The following is a 591-nucleotide window of genomic DNA, read 5'->3' on the forward strand; positions in this document are numbered from 1 at the left end:
GGCACACAAGGTTTACCCCTATCTGCTGCGTGATATCGAAGTGACTTACCCGAACCAAGCTTGGGCAATTGATATTACTTATATTCCCATGGCTAAAGGCTTCTTATATTTAGTTGCGATTATTGACTGGTATAGTCGAAAGGTATTGTCTTGGCGACTTTCAAACACCATGGATACGCACTTTTGTATTGAGGCACTTGAAGAGGCAATACAACGCTACGGAGCCCCTGAAATCTTTAACTCAGATCAAGGCAGTCAGTTTACCAGTACGGAGTTCACACAAAAACTGGTTGAACAAAATATACGGATCAGCATGGATGGTAAAGGTCGCTGGATAGACAATGTATTTATCGAAAGGTTATGGAGAAGTCTAAAATATGAGGAGGTTTATTTAAAGGCGTACAACACCCCAAGAGAAGCAGAGCTTGAAATTGGCAATTATATGGTGTTTTATAATGAAGAGCGTAATCATCAAGGGCTAAACGAACTAACACCTGATGAAGTTTACTTCGGTAAGCAAAGATACGCGGCATGACTGGATCAACCACTTAAAAAGTTAGCTTATGTGTCCAACCAATGGGGTCCAGCTCT

1 protein-coding gene is annotated in these 591 nt (G+C 41.3%); it reads left to right on the forward strand.

What is annotated here, in order from left to right; genetic code table 11:
- The coding region (locus HC733_RS22570) for an IS3 family transposase (RefSeq protein WP_190367205.1) at positions 1–535 on the forward strand (535 nt) is incomplete at its 5' end.
- Positions 536–591: the final 56 nt, after the last annotated feature.

It is taken from the genome of Pseudoalteromonas sp. S16_S37 (genome assembly GCF_014694405.1).
GTDB lineage: Bacteria > Pseudomonadota > Gammaproteobacteria > Enterobacterales > Alteromonadaceae > Pseudoalteromonas.